This window comes from Streptomyces sp. NPDC021093, assembly GCF_044333135.1.
Lineage (GTDB): Bacteria > Actinomycetota > Actinomycetes > Streptomycetales > Streptomycetaceae > Streptomyces.
In genome coordinates, this window is record NZ_JBIRQJ010000002.1 from 15,826 (window position 1) to 37,632 (window position 21,807).

Sequence of the window (21,807 nt, forward strand, 5' to 3'; positions counted from 1 at the left end):
TCCCGTGGCCGTGGCCGTGGTCGTGTCCGGCCCGGCCGACGTCGGCTGCTGACCCGCCGCTCCGTCCCGTACCTGCTGATCATGCCCGCCGTACTGGGCTTCGCGATCTTCAAGGCGTACCCGATCGTCGCCTCGCTCTGGATCAGTCTCACCACCGGCAACGGCGCCGACCAGCACTTCTCCGGTCTCGCCAACTACCGTCGGCTGCTGGGCGATCCGCTGTTCTGGACCGCGCTGGAGAACACCGCGCTGATCCTGGTCGTCCAGGTGCCGCTGATGCTCGGCCTCGCGCTGCTCGTCGCCCTCGGCCTCGACTCCGCCAAGGTCTGGCTGCGCCCGCTGTGGCGGCTCGGCGTCTTCGTCCCCTCGCTGACCGGGCTGGTCGCCGCGGGCGTGATGTTCTCCGTGATCCTCAACCGCGACGCCGGACTGCTGAACTGGGTCCTGTCGCTGTTCGGCGTCGACCGGGTGAACTGGCTCGGCAGCCCCTCCTGGGCCCGCGTGGCCATCGTCCTCGTCCTGACCTGGCACTACACCGGCTACAACGCGGTGATGTACCTGGCAGGCCTGCAGGGCGTTCCCACCGAGCTGTACGAAGCCGCGAAGGTCGACGGCGCGGGCCCGGTCCGCCGCTTCTTCTCCATCACGCTTCCCCAGCTGCGGCCGATCCTGCTCCTCACCGTGGTGCTCTCCAGCATCGGCACCCTCCAGCTCTTCGACGAGCCGTACGTCCTCACCGGCGGCGGCCCCGACAACGCCACCCTGACGGTGACCATGTACCTCTACGACAACGGCTTCAAGTACTTCGACTTCGGCTACGCGTCGGCCCTCGCCTACGCGCTCGCGCTGATCGTGTCCGTACTCGGCATCCTCCAGGTCCGGCTGATCGGAGAACGCCGATGAAGGCCCCCGGAACACCGGTGAAGGCCCCCGGAATGCCGAAGAAGTCCCCCGGTACGCGGGTGAAGTCCCGCAGAAGGCGCCGGGCGCCCCTGCTCACCCTGATGCTCGCCGGTGCCTTCGGGCTCTGCGTCGGCCCGTTCTACTGGCTCGCGATCGCCGCGACCCAGGACGACAAGGACGTCTTCTCCTGGCCCCCGAAACTGCTGCCCGGCGGCCACCTCATGGAGAACCTGCGCGGTCTTGAGGAGTCCATCGGACTCACCCGCGTGCTGCTGAACACCGTGCTGGTGGCGGGCGTCCAGACCGTCGGCGCCGTCGTCGTCTCGGTGCTGGCGGGCTACGCCTTCGCCAAGTTCGACTTCCGCGGGCGCAACCTGTTCTTCGTCGCGCTGCTCAGCACCCTGGTCATCCCCGACACGGTGATGCTGATCCCGATCTTCCGGATGATGATGGACCTGGGCCTGATCGACTCCTACCAGTCGGTCGTACTGCCCGGTCTGGTCACCCCGTTCGGCATCTTCCTGATGCGGCAGGCACTGCGCTCCATGCCCGACGAACTCCTCGACGCGGCACGCGTGGACGGCGCGGGCGAACTGCGGGTGCTGTGGCGGATCGTCGTCCCGGTCAACCGGCCGGTCATCGCGGCGCTCGCGCTGTTCGTCTTCCTCGGCGCGTGGAACCAGTTCGTCTGGCCGCTGATCGCGCTGCGCAGCCCGGAGATGTACACGCTGCCGGTGGCCACCGCCACCCTGCAGGGGCTGTCGACCACGAACTACGCGCAGGTGCTGCTGGCCAGCGCGATCGCCGCCATCCCCGTGATGGCCCTCTTCCTCGTCCTGCAACGCCAGTTCATCTCCGGCCTGCTGGCCGGAGCGACCAAGGAGTGAGCCCCGTGACCACCGCACCGGACAACGCCTCCGCACCGGACAACGCCTCCGCACTGGACAACGCCTCCGCACTGGACAACTCCTCCGCACCGGGCAGCGCTTCCGCACCGGACAGCGCCTCGCAGTGGCCCGTCCCGGCCTGGCGTCCGACCTTCCCGGCAGCGGACGCCCCCGGCGCCCCCGACCCCGCCGGCCATCTGGCGCTCGCCACCGGCCTCCGCCACTCCACGGGCGATCCGCTCGTCGTGCACTTCCGCCCCACCGGGCCCGGTCGCGAGCACCTGGAGACCACCGTCACCCCGGTCGGCGACGGCATCGCCCTGATCGAGGTCGTGGCGACGGCAGCACCCGCGACCGCCGCGTCAGCCACACCCACCAGCCCTGTCACCGGCCCCGTCACCGCCCTCGTCACCGGCCCCGCCACCGTCACCGTCCACGCCGAATGGCGGGTCCCCTGCGTGGGTGCCACCGCCTACTGGACCCCCGACAGCAGCGCCTCCCGCTGGCTGCCGCCGTCCTGGAACGCACCCCGGACCGTCTCCCTCGCCCTCGGCGCCCCCGTCGCCAGCCTGATCGGCGCCGACGACCGCGCCCTGTGCACCGCCGCGCTCGGCGAGACCTCCGCGCCCGTGCGCGTCGGCGCCGGAGTGGTGGAGGAGAGCGGCGAGTTCGCCTTCACCGTCGAGCAGGAACTCACCCCGGGCGGGCCGCCGTTGCGGCTGCGGATCGACCTCGGCGGACGTCACTTCGCCGCCACCCTCAAGGACGTCACCACCTGGTGGGCCGAGGGGCTGCGGCATCCCGGTGTCGCCCCCGCCGCCCGGCTGCCCGCCTACTCCACCTGGTACAGCCTCCATCAGAACGTCGACGCCGCCGCCGTCGAACGCCAGGCGGCACTCGCCGCGGCCGTCGGCTGCGCGAGCGTCATCGTCGACGACGGCTGGCAGACCGCCGACCGCACCCGCGGCTACGGCCACTGCGGCGACTGGGAGCCCAACCCGGCGGCCTTCCCCGACCCCGCGGCCCACGTGGCCGAGGTCCACCGGCTCGGCCTCGCCCAACTGCTGTGGTACGCACTGCCGTTCATCGGCCGGCACAACGAGGCCTGGGCCCGCTTCCAGGGCATGGTCCTGCGCGACGAGCCCGAACTGGAAGCGGCCGTGCTCGACCCCCGCCACCCCGAGGTCCGCGCGTACCTGATCGAGAAGGTGTCCCGCGCCGTCGAACAGTGGGACCTGGACGGCCTGAAGCTCGACTTCATCGACCGCTTCGCCGTCACCGACCCCCCGCCCGCGCCGGTCGGCGCCGACTGCACGGCCGTTCACGAAGGCGTACGGCAACTCCTCGCCGACCTCGACGCCCGGCTGCGCCGCACCCGCCCCGACGTGATCGTCGAGCACCGGCAGCCGTACGTCAGCCCCGCCCTGTGGCCGTACGTCACCATGGTCCGCGCCGTCGACTGCCCGCTCAGCCCCGCCGAGAACCGCCAGCGCACCGTCGACTGCCGGCTCACCGCGGGCCCGCTCGCCGTGCACGCCGACATGATCATGTGGCACCCGGCCGAGCCGCCCGAGTACGTCGCCGTCCACCTCGTCAACGCCCTGTTCTCGGTACCGCAGATCTCCGTCGACCTCGCCGCCCAGACCCCCGGTCAGCTGGCCGCCGTGCGCTTCTGGCTCGGCGTCTTCCGCGACCACGCCGACGTGCTCCAGCTCGGCGCCCTGGAACCCGCACGGCCGGACCTCGGCTATCCGCAGGTCCGTGCCCACGACTCCCGCACCACCGTGGTCGCACGCTACGCGCCGCTGCCCGTCGCCCTTCCCGACAGGGCAGGCGCGGACGGCCCGCAGACCCTGCTCGTCGCCAACGCGGACGCCGACCCCGTGGTGCTCCTGACCGCGGTCCGCCCGGAACGGGCCCTCGCCCTCGTACAGGACTGCCGTGGTGAGATCCTGTCCGAAACGGTGCTCGACCTCGTCGCCGGAGCGAACCCGGTGACCGTACCCACAGGTGGCCTGCTCACCCTGACCCGCGGGCACTGACGACCGGGGGCCGGGGCGGCCGCCCGCCGTCCCGGCCCCCAACCACCAGAGGAACGATGACCGCTCGCCAGGTGACCATCGAGGACGTCGCACGCGCGGCCGGAGTCTCCCGCCAGACCGTCTCGAACGCCCTCAACGCCCCCGACCGACTGCGCGCCACCACTCTCGCCCGGGTCACCGCCGCCATCGACGAACTCGGCTACCAGCCCGACCAGTCGGCCCGCAGCCTGCGCACCGGCACCCGCAAGGTCATCGGCTATCCCGCCCCCGCCGACAACCCGGCCGACCCCAACCCCCTGATGGGCGGTTTCCTGCAGGCCCTGGTGACCGCGGCGGACGCCGTCGGTCACCGCATCCTGCTGTTCCGCTCCGACCCGCGGCAGGGCGCCGCCGCCGTCGCCAAGTCCTTCCACGGACTGATCGCGGCCCGTCAGGTCGACGGGTTCGTCCTCTCCGACGTCGTGCACGACGACCCCCGGGTCGACGTGCTCACCGAGGCCCGCTTCCCGTTCGCCGCCTTCGGCCGCACCGCCCCCGGCCGCCCGCAGAACTGGGTGGACATCGACTCCACCGCCGGCACCGCCGCACTGGTCCGACTCCTCCTCGACCAGGGCCACCGCCGGATCTGCTTCCTCAACTCCGCCGCCTCCCTGCCCTGGCTCGCCGACCGCAGGACCGGCTTCCTCCAGGCCGCGGCCGCCGCCCCCGACGGAGCCTTCGAGGTCGGCGTCCCCGACGACGAACCGGCCGCGCTGACCAGGGCCGTCCAGCACCTGCTCACCGGCCCGGACCGCCCCACCGCCCTGGTCTGCGCGACCGACTGGCTCGCCCTGACCGCCTACCAGGCCGTCCGCGCCGCGGGCTTCACCGTCGGCACCGACGTCGCCGTCACGGGGTTCAACGACATCCCGCTCTGCACGCTCCTCCAGCCCGCCCTCACCAGCGTGCGGCTGCCGCTGCCCGCCATCGCCCACGCGCTGGTCGACCGGCTGATCACCGCTGTCGAGAATCCCGCCGCGGCCCCGACGACCGGGCTGCTGCTCCCCGCGGAGCCCGTCGTGCGCGGCAGCACGCCGGGGAGCTAGCCGGCCGAAGGCGGGGTTTGTCGAGCGGCGGCGCTGTTCGTGCCCGAACTCGCGGAGCCTCGCCCGGTATTGGGATTGTTTGGCGAAAAACCTTTAAGCTCCCGGTTACTGCACACGCTGCATCCGGCGGCGGCGGGGGTGTGTCGCCAGGGGGGCGTCGGCCCGCTCCGCCGTACCTGCCCGTGCGCGGGCGGGTACGAAGCGTGCGGGGGTGTTCGCCGTAACCGTGACGGTCATGTGCCTTGCACGGATGGCTCATTAGTGTGGTTCGGCACGGGCATTTCTGTACGGATGCCTCCTGCGAGCTGGGGAGAGACATTGCTGTACGACACGGATGGCTTCGAGGACCCTGTTCCCGAGCCCATGGTCGTTTCTCTGGACGACGTGACCAAGACCTACGGTCACGGATCCCGCTCCACCATGGCGCTGAAGGGTGTCAACCTGGGTGTGCGGCCCGGTTGCTTCCTCGCGGTCATGGGCGGGTCCGGCGCGGGCAAGAGCACGCTGCTCGGCTGTCTGGCAGGGGAGGTGCTGCCCAGTTCGGGGGCGGTGCGCCGCAGCCCCGGGGGGACCGGCGCGGCCACTTTGGCCACCGACGAGAAGCCACTGCCGGGCGAGCGGGTGGGGGAGTACGTGGAGCGGGCGTCCGGAGCGGGGGCCGGTCTGGGGGCGGAGAAGCTGCGCGGCCTCTACGAGGCGACGGGGCTGTGGGAGCACCGCCGCGACGCGGCCGAGAGCCTCGCCGCGGCGTACGCGCCGCAGCTGGCGGTCGCCCGGTCGCTCGCCCGTGACCCGCAACTCCTGCTGGTCGACGAGCCCGTGGCGCACGAGACGGCCGGCGGACCCGGGGAGTGGGCCGAGGTGCTGCGCCACGCGGTCACCGGCACCGGCGTCGCCGTGGTGATGGTGACCTCGGACCCGGCTGCCGCCGCGCGCGCCGACGCGGCCCTGTTCCTGCGCGACGGTCTCATCGTGGACGCGCTCGCGGGCGCGGACCCCGACCGCATCGCCGACTGCCTGAAGATGGCTTCGTCCATCTGAGGTCCACCCGGGCGCGGCGGAGACGTTCCCCGGCACCGGTCCGGGTGTAGTTAACTGCACCCGGCTGTGGGCGGGGGCTCCACTTCTGCGAAGGGTCAACCCGCTTTAGGGTGAGGCCTGTTGAGTGAGCGGGTCGCGGGGCCGGGGAAGCGGGAAACCCCTCGGTCCAGGCCGCTCCTCGGGAAGCCGGCTGGTGCCACCGACCGTGAGATCCCTGGACGGACGGGGGCGGTCGGCGGAAGCCGGATGGTGGAGCAGGCGTTGATGGGCTGATGGGGGAGTCATGCGGCGTATCCGTTTCGAGTCGGCCAGTGTGCCGAAGGCGTGCATACTGACCGAGTTGGACGAATTCCGAGAATCGCTCTTCGCCCTGGAGCTGCTGGGCCGGAACGCGGGCGGGCAGCCGTTCCAGCGCTGGCGAAGGAGCGTGGTGCGCCATCGCGCCGTACGTGACCTCGTCACCATGGCCCAGACGATCCGCCCGTTCCCCGACATGGACAACGTGGTGCAGCGGGCCCGCCCCGGAACCCCGGCGGCCGACCGTACGCACGAACCGATGCTGGTGCGCGATCTGCGCGAGTTCCACCGGATCGCCGTCGCGCCCTACCGGATCCACCTCGACCGGGTCCTGGACGCGGACCGGGCGGCGCGCCGGCGGATCGCCGTCACGCAGGGGCCCGAGAAGCTGCTGAGCACGCTCCACTCGTCGATCCGCTGGTCCGCCCCGGTGCTGGAAGTCTGCGCCCAGCAGGGCGAGGACATGACGCTCGACGCCGGAGGGCTGCTGCTCTCGCCCTCGATCTTCCTGTCGCCGCTGGCCCCCCGGGTGCTGCACCGGGCGGCGGGGCCTGACACCCCCACGCTCTTCTATCCCGTACCCATGGAACAGAGCTGGCGGATGCCCGCGTATCTGTACTGACACCCCGGAAGTGACCGCCGCGTGGCGCCCTCGTCCCAGGAGGCGCCACGCGGCGGTCGGTCTTCAGACGGTGATGAACACGTTGATCGCCACGCCCACCACCACCAGCGCGAGCACGATCCAGGGCCACAGCGGCTTCTCGCCCTGCGGCTGCCATCCGGGGTTCGGCATGAGCATTTCCTTTTCTCAGAGGGTGTTGTCGGAGAAGAAGGACGCCCCGAGTGCCGGGGGTAACAGCCGGGGCGTCCAGTCCGGGTGAGCCGGCGGCCGGGTGGCTGCCTGCTCAGAAATCGGGATTAGAAGTCGTTTGCGTTGAGGCAAGTATTCCGAAGCTCTTTGAGCCGCTCGTTCTGTTCGGTGAGATAGCCGACGACCGTGCGTGCTCCGCTGTCCTTCGGTTCGGCGGTGCGCAGCGAGTCCGCAGTGGATTCGATGGCTTTACGGAGTTTCTCGTCCGGGGCCGAAGCGGTCAACCGGTCGAGTTCTTCGGCTCGTTCCTGGACATCGCGCTTTGCTTTCGCGGCGTCCTCCGGGAACGGGTTGAACAGAGTGATCTTGACTATCTTCACGCACATTTCCGTGCGGTCCAGCGCTTCCTGTCCCGGGTCGCAGGCCGAGGCGCCGACCAGCAGGGCCGTGATGGCGGACATTGCCACCGCCACCGCGCCGACGTGCCTGCCGCGCCGTGCTCCGGCCCGTCCTGCTTTCGACGTCACACCCATGTCCCCGCCCTCCTCCGCCGCGGCTCCGTGCCTTCCGCGGACTCGTTCGCTCGACGGTTCCAGTGTGTCGGCGGCCGCCGCCGAATGCAGTGGGGCAGGTACCCAAAAGGCGGGTGCAGTGCACTGCACCGGGTCAGGGCAGAGCGCTGCCGACGAGCGGTGCAGCCGACAGTGTGTGCCTGGCCTGGTTCATTTCGTGTCGCCTTAAAGACGTAGCGACCCGCACTTGCCGAACGGCAATCTGTACCCGGCTCTCAAGGAGATGCCATTCGAAGCAGAATACTTTTGGAGCGGAATGAGTCCACAGAGTCAGCAGGTGTCCGACCGTAATGGAAGTGCGCGGAGTGCACGTCCTCGTCGGTACCTCATGTGTCGCCCCACGTATTTCGAGGTCACGTATTCCATCAACCCGTGGATGGATCCGGAGAAGCCGGTCGCCACCGAGGTGGCCGTCGCGCAGTGGGAGAACCTGCGGGAGCTCTACCTGGAGCTCGGCCACCAGGTGGAGCTGATCGACCCGCTGCCGGGCCTGCCCGACATGGTCTACGCCGCCAACGGCGCGACCGTGGCCGACGGGAAGGTGCTCGGTGCGCGCTTCCGCAACGCGGAGCGCGGCCCCGAAGGGCCCGCCTACCTCGACTGGTTCCGGGCGCACGGCTTCGCCGAACTGCACGACCCCGCCCATGTCAACGAGGGCGAGGGCGACTTCCTCGTCACCGGCAGCCGGATCCTGGCAGGCACCGGCTTCCGCAGCACCCCGGCCGCACACGCCGAGGCGCAGGAGTTCTTCGGCCTCCCGGTGACCGGCCTTGAGCTGACCGACCCGTACCACTACCACCTGGACACCGCGCTGACGGTGCTCGACGGGGACGAGATCGCCTACTGGCCCGGCGCCTTCTCGCCCGGCAGCCGCGCCGTGCTGGAGCGGCTCTTCCCGGACGCCGTGCTGGTCGGCCCGCAGGACGCCGCAGCCTTCGGGCTCAACGCGGTGAGCGACGGGCTCCACGTGGTGCTGCCCGAGGCCGCCACCGGCTTCGCGGCCCAGCTCAAGGAGCGCGGCTTTGAACCGATCGGCGTGGACCTGTCCGAGCTGCTCAAGGGGGGCGGCAGCGTGAAGTGCTGCACGCTCGAACTGCGCCCGGCAGCACGGTAGTTCCGCTCCGCACATTCCCGCAGTCCCCGAAACCACATCATCGCCGTCCGGGGAGTTCGCCCGGACCGGTGTGGAGGAGAAATGGACGAGAACTCGACGGACCACCCGTACTTCCCCCCGGCCGCCGACCCGGTCGCGGGCCCTGCCGCGGACCGCGGAGTGCAGCGGCCGAGCCCCATGCCCCGGGGGAAGTACCTCCCGTACCGGCCCATCGGCCTGGACGACAGGACCTGGCCGGGCCGCCAGGCGGGCCGGGCGCCGCTCTGGTGCAGCGTCGACCTCCGCGACGGAAACCAGGCCCTGATCGACCCGATGGACATCCGGCGCAAGCGCCGCATGTTCGACCTGCTCGTCGCCATGGGCTTCAAGGAGATCGAGGTCGGATACCCGACCGCGTCCCGGGACGACCACGACTTCCTCCGGCACCTGATCGAGAGCGACGCCATCCCCGAGGACGTGGTCATCCAGGTGATGGCGCCCATCCGCGGCGACTTCATCGCCCGTACGGTCAAGGCGCTGGAAGGCGCCTCGCGCGCCATCGTCCAGATCTTCAACCCGACGTCGGAGATCCAGCGCAGGCTGGTGTTCCGGGCGGACCGCGAGCAGACCCGGCAGATGGCCCTGTCGGGGGCCGAACAGGCCCTGGAGTTCCAGGAGTCGCTGACCGGCACCGACCTCTACCTCCAGTACGCGCCGGAGTCCTACACCCAGACCGAGCCGGACTTCGCGCTGGAGGTGTGCAACTCGGTGCTCGACTACTGGGCGCCGCGTGCCCGGCACGCCCTGCGGATCAACCTGCCGGCCACGGTCGAGGTCTTCCCGCCCCAGGAGTTCGCCGACCGCATCGAGTACATGAGCCGCCACCTCGCGCACCGCGACCGGACGCTGCTCTCGGCCCACCCGCACAACGACCGGGGCTCGGGCGTGGCCGCCGCGGAGCTGGCGGTGCTTGCGGGCGCCGACCGGGTGGAGGGAACCCTCTTCGGCAACGGCGAGCGCTCCGGCAACGTCTGCCTCGTCACCCTCGCCATGAACCTGTTCTCCCAGGGCATCGACCCGATGCTGGACCTCAGCGACATCGACGGGATCCGCCGGGTGACGGAGGAGTGCAACCGGATGACCGTGCACGCCCGCCACCCCTGGGCTGGCGACTTCGTCTACACCTCGTTCGCGGGCTCGCACCAGGACGCCATCGCCAAGGGGCTCGCCGCGCGCGGCGACTCGCCCCAGGAGCTGTGGGACGTCCCGTACCTGCCCATCGACCCCCGCGACATCGGCCGGGACTACCAGGCCCTCATCCGGATCAACACCCAGTCGGGCAAGGGCGGCATCGCGCACCTGCTGCGCTCGGAGTACGGGGTGGAGCTGCCCCGGCGGCTCCAGATCGACTTCGCCGCCGTCATGCAGAAGGTGTGCGAGCGGGTGGGCGGCGAGGTCAGCGCGCCGGACCTCTGGACGGCCTTCCAGGAGCGTTACGTCCGGCCGGGACTCGGCCGGTTCGCCGCCGATCCGGTGCGCGCGGAACTCTTCCCGTCCGGCTCGGACGGGCGGCAGCCGGGAGAGGACGGGCAGGGGGAGCGGGAGGAGCGGTGGTACGCGCTCGGCCGGAACGCCCTGCGCGCCTGCGGCCTCGAAGGCGTGGTGCAGGACGTCGTCGTACGAGCGGCGACCGGCACTGCGCAGGGGTTCACCGCGTTCTGCGAGATGGGCTGCGGCCCCCGGGCGTTCTGGGGCGTGGGCCTGCACGCCTCGCAGGAGGAGGCGGTACGCGCGGCCGTCCGCGCCGCGGTGCACCGCATGCGGGACGACGAGCAGAGCGAGCCCCCGCTGTACCCGGAGCCGGCCGGAGAGGTGCGCGAACGCCGCCTCTCTCCCTCGGGCGTTCGCTGAGAACGTCAGCGGTGTGTGCGGACCTGGTCGCCGACCGCGACCGGGTCCGCCCGCGTTCTCTCCCCCTTCCCGGCCTGCTCGGTGTCTATTCGGTGCACGGCGAAAGGGAAATGGCCGACGGAGAACGCGCACTTCTCCTCCCGTGGGAGGGCAGGAAAGGCATGACCGGGAGAATCCAGAACCGAGCTGATTCCGCACTGAGTTGAGTGGAGCATCACCACATTCGCGTGGAAGGGGCTCCTGCGCGGGAGCCCGGCCCGTGTGCGGGCGGGAGAGCCGCGCGGTGTGCCGCACGAGGGGTGTGCGGCACACGGGGACGTGCGGTGCGCGAGACCGTGCGGTGCGCCGCTCTGCCTGGTCACCGTCCTGCCGGCGGTCGCGGAGACGTCGTCGCGGCACGCGGCGGGACAGCGCGCCGTGGGAGGCCCGCCGCGGCCCGCTCGTACTTCTCGAATGCATGAGCGGTATCGAATTCGAGCCCCGCCGGCTGCTCGAAAGGACGAGAATGGCTGGATTTCGTCTTTGATTACGCAGGGGTGAGGTTTTCTGCACCCCCTATGGGGTGCCAGCACGGTAGCTTGGGGTTCGGCGAAGCCAATAGTTTTTCCTTCGTCCACCGCTTGTTCTGGGATGCAATGAACCATTCCAGCTATCGATGAAGGTGAAATGGCGGGCAATCTAGAATACCCGGACCCCGTCGGCAGGCAGCCCACGGCGGTGGCTCTCGACGATGTGTCGACGGCACCCGGCGAAGGCTCCGCCTTCGGGTTGCGGAACGTGACGCTGGGGGTGTGGCCCGGCCGGTTCCTGGCGGTGATGGGACCGCCGGGCTCCGGCAGTTCCGCGCTCCTCGGCTGTATCGCGGGGCAGACGTCGCCCGTGTCGGGAAACGTGCGGTGGGGGGACGGCGGGCCGCGGGACGTCGGGCAGGTGGCGGCCGTCGGGACCCTCCCGCCGCAGCTGCGGGTCTCCGAGGTGGTGGAGCGGCGGCGGGGTCCCGGTGCGGACGCGGCCACGCTGCGACGGATCTACCGCGGTGCGGGGCTGCGGCGGTTCCGGCGCAGGCGGATCGCCGACCTCCCGGCCGCGGTCCGGCAGCGCGTGGCGGTCGCGGCGGAGGCCGCGGCCGGTCCTTCGATCCTGCTGGCCGGCCTGCCGGACCGGAGCGCCGACGGTTCGCTGGCCGCGGGGCTGCGCGGGGTGGTCGACTCCCTCGGGCTCACCGCCGTGATGGCCACCGACGATCCCGCCGCCGCCGCCAGGGCGGACAGCGTCGTCTTCATGCGGTGCGGCGCGGTCGTCGACATGGCGGCGGGCGCGGACGCGAAGCTCATCGAAGGGTGCCTCGCGAGGATTCGCCGGCACCCCTGAATCGGCGCCCTTGATTCGGCACCCCTGATTCGTCCCCTGAATCTGCCCCCTGGTCAGGCCCCCGGCTCGGCCCTGACTTACAGGTAAGTAACTTCGCAGGATCTCCCGCTGTACAAGATCAATCAGCCTGGTGAATGAAAGACGAGTTCGCTCGGCGACCGATATGTTCAGCATGGAGTGAATTCGCCGGACCTGAGTCCATGTGGGTTGAATTCGCTGCCGGGGTTTACTGTGATAGTTTCACGAGGTTACGGGCAGTGCCTGTTGGTGGGTATTTCGGCAGGGGGGGCATGGTGCGTATTGTTTTAGCGCATGAAAGTTTAGCGAGAACGCGCATGTCGGCGAGGGCCGAAAAGGTCGTCGAGACTCTTTTCGCTCTCGACCTGCTGTGTACGGGAAGAGGCGGTTCCGAGTTCGACGCCTGGCGCAGAAAGGCCGTCTCTGATCCGCAGGCGCGTGCTCTGGTGAAACTCGCCCAGACCATTCGGCCGTTTCCCGATATCTACCGGCTGGTACGCCAGGCCACGTCGGCCGGCAGCAGCGCGGACCTCGCGGAGTCCGAGGGCAGACCGCAGATCGTCAGGGACGTCGCCGCGTTCTACCGGACGGCGGTCGCCCCGTACTGGAAGCGGGTGGCGGGACGCCTGGAGATCGACCGGGCGGCGCGCGGACAGATCCTGCTCAGCGGGGGCATGGACAAGCTGATGAGCACGCTGCACCCCGGCCTGCGCTGGCAGGCACCGGTGCTCGAAGTGCCGGGCGACGGCGCGGACGTCCGCCTGGAGAAGGAGGGACTGCTCCTGGTGCCGACCCTCTTCCTGTACTCCCGGCCGCCCGTGCTGCTCACCGGCCACGAGGACGTACAACCGCCCATGCTGGCCTACCCGATCCCGGTGAAGCGGGAGTGGATCCTGCCGCTGTGGACCGGCGCGGAGGACGCCGACGAGCGGGCCCTCGGCGCACTGCTGGGGCGGACCAGGGCCGCGGTGCTGAGCGCGCTGACCGACAGCTGCACGACGACCGAGCTGGGGGAGCGGGTGGGCATCTCCGCGGCGGCCGCCAGCCAGCACACGGGGGTGCTGCGCAACGCGGGTCTGATCACGACGATCCGCACGTTCAACAAGGTCCAGCACGCGCTCACGCCGCTGGGCAACGCGCTGGTCTTCCGCGACCTGGTGGCCTGAGACGCGGTGCCCCGCGGTCAGACCGTGAGCGCCACGTTGATGCACACGCCCACCGCGATGACGGCGAGGAGTATCCAGGGCCACAGCGGGCGCTCTTTGTCGGGCTTCCAGCCAGGGTTTTGTGGCATTGCGATCTTCCGTTCAGCGGGAGGACGGCCAACAGGCGCGTCTGCGCCGGTACGGGGAACCCTAGGCGGGGCACCGGGGTGACGGAGGGGCGCGGACTGTAGTTCTGAGGTGCAGAAAACTGCCCCCCTGCGCCGGGCGGGACGCGAGCGCGGCACGAGTGCGGTGCGAGCGCGATGTGAGCGCGGATACGAGTGCGGCGTGGGCCCGGATACGAGCACGGGTACGAGACCGAGCGCCCGGCCGAGGGGCCGGAAGACCGGCCGACCTGCCGTATTTGCCGCCCGCTTAAAGTCATGGCGGACCCACCTGACGGACGGGCAGGCTGACCCCTGTTCCGCAGGAGACCCCGGGCAGGAGCACGGGAGTTCCCCTGTACGGACTTCACCCACGTCGCGTGCCGAACTCCCACTCCGGGGTGCCGGCACTGAGGGATCACCGTTGCGCTGCCGACGACTGCCCCACCTGTTTTCGGCAGCGCAACGGGGGAGGTTAAAAGGTGGTCACCAGCATGTCCGAACTCCGCCGCATTTCCGTCTTCGACACCACGCTCCGCGATGGTGAGCAGGCGCCGGGAAACGCGATGAACGCAGACCAGAAACTTGAGGTCGCGCTCGCGATAGAGCAACTGGGCGTGGATCTCATCGAAACGGGATTCCCGGCCGCTTCCAGTACTGATTTCAAGGCGACCCGAATGATGTCCGAGCGATTGGTCACCGCCCGGCTCGCCTCCTTCTGCCGCTCCGTTCCCAAGGACGTGGAGGTCGCCGTCGAAGCGGGCGGCACCGAGCGGCACCAGATCCAACTGCTCGCCACCGGAAGCGATCTGCATCTGGAGCACAAGCGGGGCATCACCCGGGCCCAGGCGTACGCCGAGGTGCGCAGGGCGGTCGAGGTCGCGAAGGGACTCGGCGTCACGGACATCTCCGTCGGCATCGAGGACGCGAGCCGCGGCGAACTCGACCTGCTGCGCGGCTATGTCGACCTGGCGCTGGAGGCGGGCGCCACCACGCTGGCGCTGGGGGAGACCTCGGGCTGCATGGTGCCCGCCGAATTCGGTGAGCTCACCGGCCGGGTAAGGGAATGGCTCCCGGCGTCGGTGGTGCTCTCCATCCACTGCCACGACGACTTCGGCCTGGCCGTGGCGAACACCCTCGCCGGTCTCGAAGCGGGCGCCGACGAGATGCAGGTGACCCTCGGCGGCATCGGTGAACGCGCCGGGAACGCCGCGCTGGAGGAACTCGCCGCGGTACTCCTCTACAAGGGAGCCCACTACGGCTTCACCACGGGCATCAGGACCGAGCGGCTGCACGCGGCCTACCAGGTGCTGACCCGCGCCATCTCGATGCCCACCCCCCGGAACAAGGCCATCTTCGGCGAGTACGCCTTCGCCACCCAGGCGGGTATCCACCAGGCCGGCATGCTGGCCAAACCCGAGACCTACGAGTACCTGGAACCGACCAGGGTGGGGCGCGAGCGCTCCATGCTCGTCGGCCGCCACTCCGGCCGGGCCATCCTGACCCACCTGCTCGACCAGCTCGGCGTCACCGCGGACAACGCGCTGCTCGACGAGCTCTACCACGACTACATCGCCAGCCGCGAGGGCGGCGAGTGCGACGAACTGCACGTGGTCCGCGAGAGCCTGTCCCGCCGGTTCGCCCGGCAGGAGAGCGCGGCCGTCCGGCAGGAGTCCGCGGTCGTGGCGGCACCCGCCATGGAGAGCGTCCGATGAGCCGGGCCGCCACCCTCGCCGAGAAGCTCTGGGACAGCCGGGTCGTGCACCGTACGGACGACGAACCCGATCTGCTGTACATCGACCTGCACCTGACCCACGAGGCCACGTCCCCGCAGGCCTTCGACGGGCTGCGGCTGACCGGCCGATCGGTGCGCCGCCCGGAACTCACCCTGGCGCTGGAGGACCACAACGTCCCCACCGACTCCACGGAGCTCACGGACCCGGTCAGCCGGCTGCAGATCGACACGCTGCGGAGCAACTGCGAGACCCACGGCATCGAGCTCTACCAGCTGGGCGACCGCCGGCAGGGCATCGTGCACGTGGTGGGCCCGCAACTCGGCCTCGTCCAGCCGGGCATGACCGTGGTCTGCGGCGACAGCCACACCTCCACGCACGGCGCGTTCGGCGCCCTGGCCTTCGGCATCGGGACCAGCGACGTCGAGCACGTACTGGCGACCCAGACCCTGGCGATCAACCGGCCGCGCACGATGTCCGTCGAATTCACCGGAGACCTGCCCGCCGGGGTGGGCGCCAAGGACCTCATCCTGGCGCTGATCGCGGAGATCGGCGCCAACGGCGCCCAGGGCTACGTCATCGAGTACCGCGGCGAAGCCGTCCGGGCGCTCTCCATGGAAGCCCGGATGACCCTGTGCAACATGAGCATCGAAGCCGGTGCGCGGGCCGGGCTCGTCGCCCCCGACGAGACCACCTTCGACTACCTGGCCGGCCGGCCGCACGCCCCGAAGGGCGCCGACTGGGACGCGGCCGTGGCGCACTGGCGCACGCTGCGCACCGACGAGGGCGCCACCTTCGACCGGTCCTTCGAACTGGCCGTCACGGACCTGTCGCCGCTGGTCACCTGGGGCACCAACCCGAGCCAGGTCACGCCGCTCAGCGGCCGGGTGCCCGAGCCGGCCGCGTTCACCGACCCGGTGGAACGCGCGGCGGCCGAACGCGCCCTGCAGTACATGGACCTGACACCGGGCACCGCGTTGCGCGACGTGCCGGTCGACATCGTCTTCCTCGGCTCCTGCACCAACGGCCGGATCGAGGACCTCCGCGCGGCCGCCGACGTCCTGCGCGGGCGCAAGGTCGCGGACCGGACCCGGCTGCTCGTGGTGCCGGGCTCGATGCAGGTGCGCGAGCAGGCCGAACAGGAGGGCCTGCACCAGGTGTTCACCGACTCCGGAGCGGAATGGCGGCTGCCCGGCTGCTCGATGTGCCTGGGCATGAACGCGGACCGGCTCCAGGGGGCCCAGCGCTGCGCCTCCACCTCCAACCGGAACTTCGAGGGCCGCCAGGGCGCCACCGCCCGCACCCACCTGGTGTCACCCGTCGTCGCCGCCGCGACCGCCGTCACCGGCCGCCTGACCGCACCTGCCGACCTGGGCTGAGAGAGAGCCATGCAACCCCTGATCACACATACCGGCCGGGCCGTCGCCCTGCGCCGCGACAACATCGACACCGACCAGATCGTCCCGGGCGAGTACTGCAAGAGGGTCGTCAAGAGCGGCTACGCCGACGCGCTGTTCGCCCGCTGGCGCAAGGAGCCGGGCTTCGTCCTGGACCGGCCGGAGCACCAGGGCGCCACCGTGCTGCTGGCCGGACAGAACTTCGGCATCGGCAGCTCCCGCGAGCACGCGGTGTGGGCGCTCAAGGACGGCGGCTTCACCGCGGTCGTGGCCACCGGATTCGGCGACATCTTCCGGCGCAACGCCCTGAACAACGGGCTGGTTCCCGTCGACCAGCCGCTCGAAGTGGTCGAGGAGCTGATGGCGGCCGCCGAGCGGGACCCGGGCTTCGAGGTCACCGTCGATCTTCAGGCACTCGAACTGCGGGCCGCGGGCCGCCGGTGGACCTTCACCGCCGAGCCCCGCGCACGCGGGCTCCTGCTCCAGGGCCTGGACACCATCGAGGTGACGATCCAGCGCGGCTCGCTCATCGACGCGTACGAGAGCCGGCGCGAGCCGTGGCTGCCGGCCATACCCCGCGGCTCCGCGACAGCGGCAGCGGCGGCGGCAGCGGCCCAGGACCCGGCGGCCACCAGGTGACGCCTCAGGCCGGAGCGGACCGGGTCCACCGGCTGCCGGTCGGTGGACTCGCCGGGCTGCTGCGGCAGGGGGCGGCGGCGGGCGCGGTCAACCTGGCGGTCGGCACCCCGAGTTGGCCCCGCACCCCGCCGGAACTCGTCGAGCAGGCCTGCCGGTCGCTGCGCGAGGGCACCAACCAGTACGAGACCCCGGAGGGGAGCCCTGTGCTGCGGGAGCGGATCGCCGCTGCGCTGCCCGGCCGGCCCGACCCGGCGACCGAGCTGACCGTCACGGCGGGCGGCAGCGAGGGGCTCTGCGTGGCCCTGCTCGCCTCCGTCGACCCGGGCGACGAAGTGATCGTCCTCGAACCGTTCTATGAGAACTTCCTGAGCGCCATCGCCATGGCGGGCGGCGTGCCCCGCTTCGTACCGCTGCGCGGCCCCGGCTGGTCGCTGGAGCCGCAGGACCTGATCGACGCGTTCTCCGTACGCACCCGCGCCCTCGTCCTCAACAGCCCCAGCAACCCCACCGGCAGCCTGCTCGGCCGGGCGGAGCTGGAGCTGGTGGCCACGCTCTGCCAGAAGTGGAACACCACCGTCGTCTCCGACGAGGTCTACGCCGGGTACGTCTACGACGGCGCACGGCACCTCTCGGTGGCCGAGGTGCCCGCTCTCGCCGACCGCTCCGTCGTGGTGGGCAGCCTGTCGAAGTCGCACGCCGTGAGCGGCTGGCGGCTCGGCTTCCTGCGGGCGGCCCCGGCGTGGACCGACATGCTGCGGCGCGTCCACGTGGCGACCACCGGAGGCGCCGCGGCACCCCTCCAGCACGCGGCCGCCGCCGCGGACCTGTTCGGCCCCGCACGCTGGGACCCGGCCCCGGAGATGCAGCAGCGCCGCGACCGTGCGGTGAGCATGCTGGAGCGGGCCGGCTTCGACTGCACCGTCCCGCAGGGCGGCTGCTACGTGATGGCCGGGATCAGCGGGCTGACCGACGAGGACAGCCCGGACTTCGCCCGCCGACTGGCCGCCGAGGCCGGGGTGCTGGTGGCACCCGCCACCTCGTTCTTCGCACGGGCCGCGGGAGGACTGCGCCATGTGCGGGTCGCCTTCAACCGCGAGTCGGCGGAACTCGACGCCGCCCAGCAGCGCCTGGAGACCTTCGCGCGGGCGGACCGCGCACCGAAATCATCCGTCCAGCCTTCCGAAAGAGCTTGAGGAACCCATGCCGAACATCGTGGTGGTACCGGGGGACGGCATCGGCCCCGAAGTGACCGCCGAGGCCGTCCTGACCCTGCAGGAGCTCGGTACCGGGCTGGAGTTCACCTTCCTGGAGGACATCAACGCCGACCGCTTCCTGAAGACCGGCGTGGCGCTCACCGACGCGGAACTCGAACGGATCCGCGCGGCCGGCACCGTGCTGTTCGGAGCGGTGGGCGACCCGCGGGTCACCTCGACCGAGTACGCCCGCGGCGTCCTGCTGAAGATGCGCACCGAGCTCGACCTGTACGTCAACCTCCGCCCCGCCGTCCTGCTCGACGACCGGCTCAGCCCGCTGCGCGGCGAGGACCGCCGCGACATCGACTGCGTCGTCGTACGGGAGAACACCGAGGGCCTCTACAGCGGCATCGGCGGCACCCTGCGCCCCGGCACCCCCGACGAGATCGCCGTCGACCAGGAGGTCAGCACCCACCTCGGCGTGTCCCGGGTGATCGAGTACGCGTACTCCATCGCCCGCCGCTCGGTGTGCATGGTCGACAAGTCCAACGCCGTGCGCTCGGGCGGCAGGCTCTGGCAGCGCTGCTGGCAGGAGGCGCGGGGGCGCCACCCCGAAGTGGCCTCCAGCCACCTCTACGTGGACGCCGCCGCGATGCGGCTGGTCACCGACGCCCCGTCCTTCGACGTGATCGTCACCAACAACTCCTACGGCGACATCCTCAGCGACCTGACCGCCGAACTGGCGGGCGGCATCGGCACCGCCGCGTCGGCGAACATCAACCCGCAGACCGGGATGGGCCTGTACGAGCCGGTGCACGGAAGCGCGCCGGACATCGTCGGCAAGGGGCTCGCCAACCCCGCGGGCGCGGTGCTCAGCGCCGCGATGCTGCTGCGCGACCGGGGCTTCACCGCCGAGTCGGAGGCGCTGCACAAGGCGGTCCGCACCACACTGGCGGCCCGCCGGTGCACCCCCGACCTCGGCGGCACGCTCACCACGCGTGAGGCCGGCGCCGCGATCCGGGCCGCCGTGAGCTGAGCACCGCCCGCCGGACGACCCGGCACACCACGCGGCAGAACCGCCCGACAGAACGCCCCCAGAGAAGGAGTTGCCCCACCATGCCTGTGGAGATCGACCTCAAGACCGAGCCCCTGCTGGACGGGCTGATAGCCGGAATGTCCAGCTCGGGCAGCCACAGCCTGACCGCCCTCGGCGCCCAGCACGGACCCCGCCTGCGCAGTGCCGTGGTCGACAGCGGAGCGGCGCTGCTCAGCGGCTACACCTGGGGCGAGTGGGACGAGCTGGACACCTTCGTCAACAGCGTGGTCGGCAACCCGCTGGGCTACACCGAACGCTCCTCGCCGCGCACCGAGCTGCATCCGGGGGTCTTCACCGCCACGGACCACCCGCCCACCGAGGAGATCTTTCTCCACACCGAGCAGTCCTACAACCTCAGCGTGCCCCGCTACCTGTTCTTCTTCTGCAAGCAGGGCGCACCGCAGGGCGGCGCGAACCGGCTCGCCGACTGCCGGGCGCTGCTGCGCGAACTGCCCCGCGAGACCGTCGAGCGGTTCGACGAGGAGGGCTACCTGCTGGTCCGCAACTTCCGGCCGGGACTCGGCCTCTCCTGGCAGGAGGCCTTCGGCACCCAGGACCCCGACACGGTGCGGGCCTACTGCGCGCGGAACGGGATCGAGGTCAGCTGGCTGGACGAGGATCACGTACAGACCAGGCAGCTGCGCTGGGCGGTCGCCACCCACCCGGAGACCGGGGTGCGGTCCTGGTTCAACCACATGACGTTCTTCCACGCGAGCACGCTGGAGAAGGAACTCGGCGAAGTGCTGCTGGAGGAGTACGGCCCCTGGGGCATCCCCACCAACACCTTCCACGCCGACGGTTCGGAGCTCTCCGAGGAGACCGTCGGACAGCTGCACGCCGCTCACCGCGCGCAGCAGCGGGACGTGACCTGCCGCACCGGTGACGTACTGATCGTGGACAACCTCTCCGTCGCGCACGGCAGGGCGCCCTTCGTCCCGCCCCGCGAGCTGTTCGTCAGCATGGCCGACGCCCTGCCCTGGTCGGGCCTGCGCCCCGCGGAGCAGACGTCGGCTCCGGGCGGTGCCGTACCGCTGCCCCTCGGGTGACCACGGAGGGGAGTACGGTCCGGGCCCTCGCGCGGACGGACGACACCGCCGTCGTCCCGCTGTCCCGCAACCGCGAGTACAACATCCTGTGGATCAGCAACGTCCTGTCCCAACTCGGCTCGCAGGCAACCCTGTTCGCCTATCCGCTGCTGGTGCTCGGGCTCACCGGGTCCGTACTGCAGGCGTCCCTGGTCGAGTTCGCCGTCGCCACCACCCGGTTCGTGGTGGGACTGCCCGGCGGGGCGCTCGTCGACCGGATGTCACGCCGGCGGGTCATGCTGTGGTCCGAGGCGTCGCGCGCCGTGGCGCTGGCCCTGCTCGCCGTCGCGGTCGCACTGGGGAACACGCCGTTCGCCCTGATCATGGCGGTGGCGGTGGTGGAGGGCACGGCCACCGCCCTGTTCAACGCGGCGGACCAGGCGCTGCTGCCCGAAGTGGTGCCGCGGACCCAGCTCGCGGCCGCCGTCGCCAGGAACACCGCCCGCTACCACGTGGCCACCATCGTCGGCCCCGGTCTTGGCGGCCTGCTGTACGGACTGCTGCGCATGCTGCCCTTCGCCACCCAGGCCGTGAGCTCCCTGGTGTCGCTCGGCGCCCTGCTCTTCCTGCGGGTGCCCAAGCGCGCCGGGCCCTCGGCGGTGCGCCCCTCCGAGGGGCTGCTGAAGAGCGTCGGTACGGGACTGCGCTGGATGTACGGGCACCGGCTGGTGCGGGTCACCGTGCTGCTCACCACGGGCTTCAACCTGGTGTTCAGCGCCCTGCTGCTGGCTGCCATCGCCATCGCCCAGCAGGCCGGCCAGTCCGCGGCGGAGACCGGGACCATCGGCGTGCTGCTCGGCGTCGGCGGCGTGCTCGGGGCGCTCGTCGCGCCCCGGCTGCGGCGGGTGCTGACCCCGTACGCGGCACTGACCACCCTGTCCTGGGCGGCGGTCGCCCTGGTGCCGCTGCTCGCGGTGGTGGAGCCCGGCTACCCGTTCGGCCTGGTCCTGGGGAGCATGGCCTTCCTCGCGCCGACGGCCACCGCCATCGTGAGCACCCATCAGCTGCTGAGCACCCCCGCCGAGATGCGAGGGCGTCTCGCGGGCGCGATCGGGGTGACCCTCAGCACGGCGGCGGCGCTCGGACCGATGGCCGGGGGAGTGCTGCTGGAGACGGTCGGCCGGGTGCCGACCGTGCTGGCCTGCGCGGGGGCGCTGCTGGCCCTCGCGATCGCGGCCACCGTGAGCACGTCGGTGCGGTCGCACCCCCGGCTGGAAGAGCTGGAGGCGGCCGAGGGCTGAGCACGCGGTCGCGGGACGGGCGGAGGGAAGTGGGGGGGACAACTCCCGCTTCCCTCCGCCCAGTTGTTCTCCGCGCCCGGCCG

At 71.2% G+C, this 21,807-nt stretch carries 18 protein-coding genes; 17 read left to right on the plus strand and 1 reads right to left on the minus strand.

Going from position 1 to position 21,807, the window contains the following annotated elements; translation table 11 throughout:
* Positions 1-81 precede the first annotated feature (81 nt).
* The 6 genes from ACH4SP_RS05410 to ACH4SP_RS05435 all read left to right on the plus strand — a co-directional run bounded on the left by ACH4SP_RS05410 (position 82) and on the right by ACH4SP_RS05435 (position 6,877).
* The gene (locus ACH4SP_RS05410; protein WP_398409579.1) at positions 82-903 is read left to right on the plus strand and encodes a carbohydrate ABC transporter permease; all 822 of its coding nucleotides are present in this window, start codon (positions 82-84) and stop codon (positions 901-903) included.
* Entirely contained in the window at positions 900-1,790 is an 891-nt protein-coding gene (locus ACH4SP_RS05415) for a carbohydrate ABC transporter permease (RefSeq protein WP_398409581.1), read from the plus strand. The genes ACH4SP_RS05410 and ACH4SP_RS05415 overlap by 4 nt, the downstream gene beginning before the upstream one ends.
* Before the next feature lie 5 nt (positions 1,791-1,795).
* Positions 1,796-3,832, plus strand: coding sequence for a glycoside hydrolase family 36 protein (locus tag ACH4SP_RS05420; protein WP_398409583.1), 2,037 nt, complete (start codon positions 1,796-1,798; stop codon positions 3,830-3,832).
* 56 nt (positions 3,833-3,888) lie between these two features.
* Positions 3,889-4,917 (plus strand): LacI family DNA-binding transcriptional regulator, encoded by a 1,029-nt coding sequence (locus tag ACH4SP_RS05425; RefSeq protein ID WP_398409585.1) that lies wholly within the window; start codon positions 3,889-3,891, stop codon positions 4,915-4,917.
* Between the two features lie 384 nt (positions 4,918-5,301).
* Positions 5,302-5,958: an ATP-binding cassette domain-containing protein gene (locus ACH4SP_RS05430; protein WP_398409587.1), complete on the plus strand. Its 657-nt coding sequence runs from the start codon at positions 5,302-5,304 to the stop codon at positions 5,956-5,958.
* 283 nt (positions 5,959-6,241) lie between these two features.
* Positions 6,242-6,877 (plus strand): hypothetical protein, encoded by a 636-nt coding sequence (locus tag ACH4SP_RS05435; protein WP_398409589.1) that lies wholly within the window; start codon positions 6,242-6,244, stop codon positions 6,875-6,877.
* 296 nt (positions 6,878-7,173) lie between these two features.
* Here the strand turns inward: ACH4SP_RS05435 and ACH4SP_RS05440 are convergent, their stop codons facing one another.
* The gene (locus tag ACH4SP_RS05440; protein ID WP_398409591.1) at positions 7,174-7,599 is read right to left on the minus strand and encodes a hypothetical protein; all 426 of its coding nucleotides are present in this window, start codon (positions 7,597-7,599) and stop codon (positions 7,174-7,176) included.
* Between the two features lie 295 nt (positions 7,600-7,894).
* Here ACH4SP_RS05440 and ddaH point away from each other — a divergent pair, with 295 nt between their 5' ends.
* The 11 genes from ddaH (at position 7,895) to ACH4SP_RS05495 (ending at position 21,724) form a co-directional block, all read left to right on the plus strand.
* Positions 7,895-8,752, plus strand: coding sequence for a dimethylargininase (ddaH, locus tag ACH4SP_RS05445; RefSeq protein ID WP_398409593.1), 858 nt, complete (start codon positions 7,895-7,897; stop codon positions 8,750-8,752).
* A gap of 81 nt (positions 8,753-8,833) precedes the next feature.
* Positions 8,834-10,642, plus strand: a complete 1,809-nt coding sequence (locus ACH4SP_RS05450; protein WP_398409595.1) for a 2-isopropylmalate synthase — start codon at positions 8,834-8,836, stop codon at positions 10,640-10,642.
* 666 nt (positions 10,643-11,308) lie between these two features.
* Positions 11,309-12,013, plus strand: coding sequence for an ATP-binding cassette domain-containing protein (locus tag ACH4SP_RS05455; protein ID WP_398409597.1), 705 nt, complete (start codon positions 11,309-11,311; stop codon positions 12,011-12,013).
* 335 nt (positions 12,014-12,348) lie between these two features.
* Positions 12,349-13,197, plus strand: a complete 849-nt coding sequence (locus tag ACH4SP_RS05460; RefSeq protein WP_398409599.1) for an ArsR/SmtB family transcription factor — start codon at positions 12,349-12,351, stop codon at positions 13,195-13,197.
* A 637-nt stretch (positions 13,198-13,834) separates the two neighbouring features.
* Positions 13,835-15,055, plus strand: coding sequence for a LeuA family protein (locus ACH4SP_RS05465; protein WP_398409601.1), 1,221 nt, complete (start codon positions 13,835-13,837; stop codon positions 15,053-15,055).
* Positions 15,052-16,452, plus strand: a complete 1,401-nt coding sequence (gene leuC, locus ACH4SP_RS05470) for a 3-isopropylmalate dehydratase large subunit (protein WP_398409604.1) — start codon at positions 15,052-15,054, stop codon at positions 16,450-16,452. Before ACH4SP_RS05465 ends, leuC begins: the two co-directional genes overlap by 4 nt.
* A gap of 9 nt (positions 16,453-16,461) precedes the next feature.
* On the plus strand, positions 16,462-17,109 hold the full coding sequence (gene leuD / locus ACH4SP_RS05475) for a 3-isopropylmalate dehydratase small subunit (protein ID WP_398409606.1): 648 nt from the start codon (positions 16,462-16,464) through the stop codon (positions 17,107-17,109).
* Entirely contained in the window at positions 17,028-18,302 is a 1,275-nt protein-coding gene (locus ACH4SP_RS05480; RefSeq protein WP_398409608.1) for a pyridoxal phosphate-dependent aminotransferase, read from the plus strand. The genes leuD and ACH4SP_RS05480 overlap by 82 nt, the downstream gene beginning before the upstream one ends.
* 7 nt (positions 18,303-18,309) lie before the next feature.
* Positions 18,310-19,338, plus strand: a complete 1,029-nt coding sequence (locus ACH4SP_RS05485; RefSeq protein WP_398409610.1) for an isocitrate/isopropylmalate dehydrogenase family protein — start codon at positions 18,310-18,312, stop codon at positions 19,336-19,338.
* A gap of 80 nt (positions 19,339-19,418) precedes the next feature.
* Positions 19,419-20,444, plus strand: coding sequence for a TauD/TfdA family dioxygenase (locus ACH4SP_RS05490; protein ID WP_398409612.1), 1,026 nt, complete (start codon positions 19,419-19,421; stop codon positions 20,442-20,444).
* The gene (locus ACH4SP_RS05495) at positions 20,441-21,724 is read left to right on the plus strand and encodes an MFS transporter (RefSeq protein WP_398409615.1); all 1,284 of its coding nucleotides are present in this window, start codon (positions 20,441-20,443) and stop codon (positions 21,722-21,724) included. The genes ACH4SP_RS05490 and ACH4SP_RS05495 overlap by 4 nt, the downstream gene beginning before the upstream one ends.
* Positions 21,725-21,807 lie beyond the last annotated feature (83 nt).

Excerpts from the sequence above, each read along its gene's own strand:
- ACH4SP_RS05485 (WP_398409610.1), top strand. The coding sequence starts at position 18,310 with ATGCCGAACATCGTGGTGGTACCGGGGGACGGCATCGGCCCCGAAGTG.
- ACH4SP_RS05425 (WP_398409585.1), top strand. The coding sequence starts at position 3,889 with ATGACCGCTCGCCAGGTGACCATCGAGGACGTCGCACGCGCGGCCGGA.
- ACH4SP_RS05435 (WP_398409589.1), top strand. The coding sequence starts at position 6,242 with ATGCGGCGTATCCGTTTCGAGTCGGCCAGTGTGCCGAAGGCGTGCATA.
- ACH4SP_RS05465 (WP_398409601.1), top strand. The coding sequence starts at position 13,835 with ATGTCCGAACTCCGCCGCATTTCCGTCTTCGACACCACGCTCCGCGAT.
- ACH4SP_RS05490 (WP_398409612.1), top strand. The coding sequence starts at position 19,419 with ATGCCTGTGGAGATCGACCTCAAGACCGAGCCCCTGCTGGACGGGCTG.
- ACH4SP_RS05455 (WP_398409597.1), top strand. The coding sequence starts at position 11,309 with ATGGCGGGCAATCTAGAATACCCGGACCCCGTCGGCAGGCAGCCCACG.
- leuD (WP_398409606.1), top strand. The coding sequence starts at position 16,462 with ATGCAACCCCTGATCACACATACCGGCCGGGCCGTCGCCCTGCGCCGC.
- ACH4SP_RS05460 (WP_398409599.1), top strand. The coding sequence starts at position 12,349 with ATGTCGGCGAGGGCCGAAAAGGTCGTCGAGACTCTTTTCGCTCTCGAC.
- leuC (WP_398409604.1), top strand. The coding sequence starts at position 15,052 with ATGAGCCGGGCCGCCACCCTCGCCGAGAAGCTCTGGGACAGCCGGGTC.
- ACH4SP_RS05415 (WP_398409581.1), top strand. The coding sequence starts at position 900 with ATGAAGGCCCCCGGAACACCGGTGAAGGCCCCCGGAATGCCGAAGAAG.
- ACH4SP_RS05410 (WP_398409579.1), top strand. The coding sequence starts at position 82 with ATGCCCGCCGTACTGGGCTTCGCGATCTTCAAGGCGTACCCGATCGTC.
- ACH4SP_RS05450 (WP_398409595.1), top strand. The coding sequence starts at position 8,834 with ATGGACGAGAACTCGACGGACCACCCGTACTTCCCCCCGGCCGCCGAC.
- ddaH (WP_398409593.1), top strand. The coding sequence starts at position 7,895 with ATGAGTCCACAGAGTCAGCAGGTGTCCGACCGTAATGGAAGTGCGCGG.
- ACH4SP_RS05440 (WP_398409591.1), bottom strand. The coding sequence starts at position 7,599 with ATGGGTGTGACGTCGAAAGCAGGACGGGCCGGAGCACGGCGCGGCAGG.